Raw genomic sequence first — 6937 nt, 5'->3', positions numbered from 1 at the left:
ATCCCGAACTCAGAAGTGAAACACAATCGCGCCGATGGTAGTGTGGGGCTTCCCCATGTGAGAGTAGGTCATCGCCAGACGCCCAATTTAGAGAAGGCCACCCAAACGGGTGGCCTTTTTTGCTTTGTGGCCTCGCAACGTCTGACCAGTTATTAAAAGTGTGATCTAATAGGGCTAATCATGAATACGATGAAATTGTCATGCATTCAGCCAACGACTTTAATCTCACTTTAGTTAAGCTCCCCCGCCTATTCCCCAGATCGGAGCAAGTTTGGCAAGGCCTCAGACAACACTGTCTTTTCAACTGAGTATTTGATTGCTACGAACAAATTGTTGACCAAGTATGCCGAGCCTGAAATACCTTCATTAAGGATACTGGTCCGAGCAAATCTCTGTGCTCCAAAGACTGGAAAAATCTGACCAGATAATTAATCAAATTGGTATTAGAAGCGTATACGCACCACCTGTTGTTGTTTTTGCAGGTGTAGTATTGCTCTTTATCTTATCAATCGATGGTTCAATGATTTAATCATCATTTGCGTTCTGATGTTTAGGATGGCGTATTCGAACTCAAATATTGAGATATAAGCTGATATGCAGTAGAGAGCATTGTTAGCTACTTTTTGCCAGCAAAACATGATTACAGATATCTGTTGTGGCTGTCATAATATATGCTCTAAGTTAACCTGACCTAATGTGCTCAGCAACGGAGGGCCATCTTGAAGTTTTCTTGGCTTCGTCGACCTTATTTAACAGCATCGCTTGTGCTCTGCTGTTATTGCTTGTTGCTGATTGGCGTGTATTTTGTTGGCCGCAGTCATGCCACTACGAACGCAGCTGCGGAGGCAAGGCTTGGGGTTTTCTCTACTCTCGAGCATACCGTCGATGCCATTAATAAAGCTGCGATTAGTCAAGATGAGCGTCGTATTGGGGATGAATTACGTTATTTAGCGACTAATAAAAAAGTCGTTTCCGTCGCGTTTATTGATAGCAACAGCACTATTCGATATGCCAATCATTCATTGTGGCTAAACACACTTGCTCCCGATGCTTTTGATACTTATTCTGTTGCTTCGGCATTAGCGGCCAATCAATCAGCACAACCGAGTTATCGAGTTGACAGTGCTCGAGATTTGTTACTGATCTATTTTCCGGTCGAGCAATATAACTCACAAAGTTACGCTGATATCACCACTGTGTTTGTTGAGTATGATCTCTTTCCTCAACTGACCGCTGCGGCCTCGGCATTTAATCACCTATTTATTGGCTGGGCAGTAGTTATCACCTTGTTGCTGACTGGTTGTGCTTTGCTGGTTTTTCGATTGTTTATTCAGCCATTACAACAGTTAAAGCTGCGCATATCTCAGCGTCATCTGGCCACAGAGCCTCAGTGGCCGATGAGTTTTTATCAAGGCTTGGATGACAACATTCAGTCTTTATATCTGCACATGGATAGATTGTTGGAGCGTATTAAGGAAAACGAGCAACGTTGGCTGTTTGCTGTCGACGGCAATAAAAATGGCTTGTGGGATTGGGATATGCTGTCTGGCGAGGTGTTTTTATCTGATCGTTGGCAAGAGATTGTTGGTTATGCCCCCGGAGAGCTTGCGGCTGAGTTCGCCACTTGGCGTAGTTTGTTACATCCAGAAGATCTGCCCACCGCTCTGTCGGTGTTACAAGATTACCTTGATGGTAAAACTAATGAGTATGAATCGCTGCATCGGTTGCTGCATAAATCGGGCGATTACGTTTGGGTCCGCAGCCGTGCGATGGTGGTAGCGTGGAATGCGCTAGGGCGTCCGATACGTTTAGTGGGCTTACATACCGATGTCTCTAACGACATTGAAAATCAACATACTCTGGCATTCCTCGCTAGTCATGATCCGCTTACCCATCTACCCAACCGTGAACATTTGATCAATTGCCTGAATCGTATTAGCGCGGCGAACGGGCAGCAGCTGAGTTTCAGTGCCCTGTTTGTCATCGATTTAGATAACTTTAAAGTCATTAACGATGCGTTAGGGCATAAGTCCGGTGATAGTTTACTGGTGCAGGTGAGTAAGCACTTAGCTGAAGCGACCAGCCCGTATTTACTGGCGCGCTTGGGCGCCGATGAGTTTGCTCTGGTCGTTGAGAATATTGCCACTAGTCATGATGCGGCAACCACGAGCGTATTTGCGATTGCCGGTGATATTCGGCAGAGCATCTCTCAAGGGTTAGTGATCAACGGGCATAAGCTCAATGTGTCAGCCAGTATTGGTGTGCATCTCATTAAGCCACGGGAAACCACATCATCAGGTGAGTTACTGCGTTGTGCCGATATGGCGATGTTTGACGCAAAAGAACGGGGTCGTGATAACTGCGTGATCTATTCTCCTGAGATGGAGCGCCAGGTTAGCGCCCAACTGATTATTCAAAATGATCTTCGTGATGCGATCGACAAACGCCAGTTAGAGATTTATTACCAGCCGATTGTTGATGAATATGGGGTACTTTCCGGTGCTGAGGCGTTGTTGCGCTGGCGCCATCCTATGTTTGGTTTTATCTCTCCGGCAGAATTTATTCCTGTGGCCGAGCGCTCTGGGCTGATTGATAATTTAACCCGTTGGTTAATTAAAGACGTGTGTGAGTTTTTAGTTATCAATGCTGACAAGCAGTTACCGAAGATTTCGCTGAATATCAGTGCGCGACAGTTTAACGATGCAGATTTTGTCGAACGTTTGTTGTCGGAGATTAAAGGACGACAACTGGTGGCTTCAGCCTTTGAGTTAGAGTTGACCGAGCATCTGTTTTTAACCGATATCTCAATAGTGAAAAAGCGTTTTAACGCGTTGAAACAAGCCGGTTTCTCAGTTGCCATCGATGATTTTGGTACTGGCTATTCCTCGCTGAGTTACCTGCAACATCTGCCGTTATCACGGCTTAAGATTGATGCGTCCTTTGTCCGTAACATCGGTGAAAATGACCAAGGTAACGCCATCGTCAAAGCCATCATTGATATGGGGCACGCACTCAAATTGGCTGTGGTTGCTGAGGGGGTAGAAACTCAAGCTCAACATGCCTATCTCAAAGCACATGGCTGCGACTGGTTCCAAGGTTATCTATGGAGTAAGCCATTGCCTGCCGCAGAATTTGCCCGCTTGCTACCGCGTGCGGGCGAAGTGCGTCAGTTACGCTCAGTTGCTGAACCAATCCATTATTAACGCCATGGTTTGTGTGCGGCAGCAGTCATGCTCAATCAACAACTCATGACGAGCGCCTTCAATCTGCTGTAGTTGAGTATGTTCCCCGCAGGCACGCCATTGCGCATCATTGTCGACGACTCGGTCAATCGTTCCCTGTAAAATTAGTGCTGGGATCGATAACTGTTTGGCGGCATGTAACGCCCGCTCAGCCGCCGCTAGTGATTCTAATAGCCATTGATTACTTGGCGAACCGAGCTGAATTTGCGGTACTTGTTGGTAGAGTGCCAATAGCCGACTGTAACGTTGGCGACTGTGAGTCAGCGGATTGCCATAAAAGGGTTTGGCATGATAATCCTGCCCACCCAACACGTAGTTAGGCTCATTGTCGGCGGAGTAGCGGTTCATCTTTTTAGTCAACCAAGTTATCCATGACTTTGGCAGCGGTAGCTTAATCCCAAACATCGGCGCGCAGAACACCGCCGCTTCAAAATGCTCACTGTGCTGTGCTAAATAGAGTGCAGCAATGGCGCAACCCATGGAATGCGCGAGTAGGTAACGGTGTGGGTGTTGCTGCGGTAGCACTATGGTCGCAATAAATTGGTCTAGGTGTTCGACATAGCGATCAAAGCGGTCGATATGTCCTATGTGTGGATTAGTGCACAGTCGGCTGGATAGCCCTTGCCCCACATGATCTAGCGCGTAAACACTATAGCCCTGCTCATACAGCTCGTAGATCACTTCAATATATTTGAGATAACTCTCTACTCGGCCATTACTGATCACCACCACTTTGTCGTGATTTGGATGCTCAATGTAGCAATAAGCTATCGTGTGTTCGTCGGCGAGCTTGAGGCTGCTTTCTGAGACTTGTTGCCAGAATTGCTCCAACTGCTGTTCTGATAGTGGATGGTCATATTGACTGCGAAATCTACCCACGAGACCTCCTAAAACTGCCAACTTTATTGATAAAGCATACCAGTAATTATCTCACGGTTGTTGTCACTTACGTCGATAAATGAACGGAACGCGGCGATTTTACGGCCTTATAAGCTGATTACTATTGCGACGATTTGCTAAACAGGGCACTTTTGTAACATTGGCATTCAATGAGATACGTGTCACTCATGCTAGAATTAGGCAGTTACCACTACCAATTCCGAATAATGCAGGTAACGCGAAAGAGGCTTTTTATGATTGATACTTCTATCCCGTTGGTGGATTTGCACCGACACTTGGACGGCAATGTCCGTATTCGAACGATTTTGGAGCTTGGCCAACAGCATGGCATTACGCTCCCGGCTGACACTGCCAAGTTACTTGCCCCCCATGTGCAAATTCAGGGAAAAGAAGCCGATCTGTTAGGTTTTTTAGCCAAGCTTGATTGGATGGTCGCCGTATTAGCAGACTTAGACGCTGTGCGTCGCGTGGCGTACGAAAACGTGGAAGATGTCGCAAATTCTGGCATCGACTACGCGGAGCTACGTTTTAGTCCGTACTACATGGCAATGAATCACAAATTGCCGCTGCAAGCTGTGGTTGAGGCAGTTATTGATGGTACCAATGCAGCAATGCGTGACTTCAACACGCAGGTGAAGTTGATTGGTATTTTGTCACGCACGTTTGGCCAACAAGCGTGTTTAGCTGAGATGAATGCGCTGGTGAGTTGCCATCAAGACATAGTCGCTGTGGATTTGGCTGGTGATGAACTGGGTTTCCCCGGCGAGTTGTTTAACGAGCATTTCAAAAAAGCCCGCAATGCCGGCTTACAAGTGACGGTGCATGCTGGCGAAGCGGCGGGGGCCGAGAGCATCTGGCAAGCGATTAACGAGCTAGGCGCGGTGCGCATTGGTCACGGTGTTAAAGCGGTGGAAGATGCCAAGCTGATGGGCTATTTAGCCAAGCAGCGTATTGGCATTGAATCTTGCCCTACTAGCAATTTACACACTTCAACAGTGGCCTCTTACGACGTGCATCCGTTAAAGCAGTTTATTGAGGCTGGCTTATTAGTGGGTTTGAATACTGATGATCCCGGCGTGAGCAATATCGATATTGCCCATGAATATCGGATTGCTCAGCAAGAGCTGCAGTTAACCGCCGCTCAATTACAGCAACTACAACGCAATGGTATCGAAATGGCCTTCTTGTCAGACAGTGAACGCCAAGCTTTGTATGCGCGAAAGTCGTAAATAGCGCCGCATGTTAGTTAGTGCGCTAATGAGTCAAAATAAAAGCCGACATGATGTCGGCTTTCTGTGCACGATTGGTGCGCTACCTGAGTTTAGATAACCCGAGAGAACTGTTGTTGGCGCGCTTTTTCGCGATAGTACACGTCAAAACAGATACAGATGTTACGGATCAGCAGACGACCAGTTTCACCCACATGAATTTTGCGGTCGGCAACCGTCACCAGTTTGTCATCAATGAAGGTTTGCAGCAGTTTCAAATCTTCCGCGAAGTACTCTTCAAAGTTGATGGCCAGTTTTTCATCCATCTTCGCCATATCTAAATCGAAGTGGCAGATCAGCTGTTTGATGACCGCGCGGCGGATCTCGTCGTCACGGTTCAGTTTGCAGCCTTTCCACAGCGCATGGCCGTGGTCATCAATCGCTTCGTAGTAAGGGCGAATATCTTTTTGGTTTTGCGCGTAGCAATCGCCAATTTGGCTGATAGATGACACGCCTAAACCTAACAGATCACACTCTTCTTGGGTGGTGTAACCTTGGAAGTTACGGTGTAAACGGCCTTCACGTTGCAGCTTAGACAGCTCGTCGTCTGGCTTAGCAAAGTGGTCCATACCGATGTACTGATAGCCTGCACCTGTCAGCGTTTCAATCGTATGCTGCAGGATCTCCAGCTTTTGCTGCGGCGTTGGCAGGTGTTCATCTTTAATCTTACGCTGCGCCGCAAAACGGGCTGGCAAGTGTGCGTAGTTGAACACTGACAAACGGTCTGGTGACAGATCCAAAATGCGTTGAATGGTTTGCGCAAAGGTGGCTGGCGTTTGGTGTGGCAAGCCGTAGATCAGATCCACGTTGGTTGACACAAAACCCATCTCTTTCGCTTTGTTGATCAGCGCAAAGATAAACTCTTCATCTTGCTCGCGGTTAACCGCGACTTGCACTTCTTTATTGAAGTCTTGCACGCCGATAGAAATCCGGTTGAAGCCCGCTTCTTTAAGCGTATCCAGCATGGTCAGTTCGATTTCACGCGGATCAACTTCAATCGAGTACTCACCCACCTCGGCAAAATCAAAGTTTGCTTTAAGCAGCTTGGTCAACCGCAAGATCTGCTCTGGATTGAGGAAGGTAGGTGTACCGCCGCCCCAATGCATTTGAGTGACTTTGTAACGCTTAAACAGTGGTGCGCGTTTAAGAATTTCACTTTCCAAGTATTCGATGTATTGGTCTGCTTTGTGCTGATGGCGGGTAATAATCTTATTACAACCACAGTAGTAGCAAAGCTTGGCACAGAAAGGCACATGGATGTAGAGCGACAGTTTATCGCTTTTGCTGTGTTCAATCGCCGATAGCAGATCGCCCTCAGTGAAGGAATCATCGAACTCTAGCGCCGTCGGATATGAGGTATAACGCGGACCGCTGTAGTTGTACTTCTCGATCATTGACTGATCCCAGCTGATTTTAGTGGGCTGCTCCAAGACGCGTCCTCCGACATTAAATTAGCAACAGGCGAAGTATGCAATGTTACTCGCCAAATAACCTTGATCCAGTTTGAAATTCTTAACAGGATATTTA

At 47.2% G+C, this 6937-nt stretch carries 4 protein-coding genes; 2 read left to right on the top strand and 2 right to left on the bottom strand.

All coding sequences use genetic code 11. From position 1 onward, the window contains the following. Positions 1-719 precede the first annotated feature (719 nt). On the top strand, positions 720-3203 hold the full coding sequence (locus ACN0TT_RS12525; RefSeq protein ID WP_417762496.1) for a putative bifunctional diguanylate cyclase/phosphodiesterase: 2484 nt from the start codon (positions 720-722) through the stop codon (positions 3201-3203). Here ACN0TT_RS12525 and ACN0TT_RS12520 read toward each other — a convergent pair. After that, a complete protein-coding gene (locus tag ACN0TT_RS12520) occupies positions 3177-4121 on the bottom strand; it encodes an alpha/beta fold hydrolase (RefSeq protein WP_417762495.1) in 945 nt (314 codons plus the stop codon). The genes ACN0TT_RS12525 and ACN0TT_RS12520 overlap by 27 nt on opposite strands. A gap of 254 nt (positions 4122-4375) precedes the next feature. Here ACN0TT_RS12520 and add point away from each other — a divergent pair, with 254 nt between their 5' ends. Then, positions 4376-5371, top strand: a complete 996-nt coding sequence (add, locus tag ACN0TT_RS12515) for an adenosine deaminase (protein WP_417762494.1) — start codon at positions 4376-4378, stop codon at positions 5369-5371. Between the two features lie 92 nt (positions 5372-5463). Here the strand turns inward: add and hemN are convergent, their stop codons facing one another. Next, positions 5464-6840, bottom strand: coding sequence for an oxygen-independent coproporphyrinogen III oxidase (hemN, locus tag ACN0TT_RS12510; RefSeq protein WP_417762493.1), 1377 nt, complete (start codon positions 6838-6840; stop codon positions 5464-5466). Between the last annotated feature and the right edge of the window lie 97 nt (positions 6841-6937).

It is taken from the genome of Shewanella sp. (genome assembly GCF_048265805.1).
Classification (GTDB): domain Bacteria; phylum Pseudomonadota; class Gammaproteobacteria; order Enterobacterales; family Shewanellaceae; genus Shewanella.
This window is presented reverse-complemented; position numbering and strand designations above follow the sequence as displayed.

Bases quoted from the DNA above. Each gene is read 5' to 3' on its own strand.
- add (WP_417762494.1), top strand. From the start codon at position 4,376: ATGATTGATACTTCTATCCCGTTGGTGGATTTGCACCGACACTTGGAC.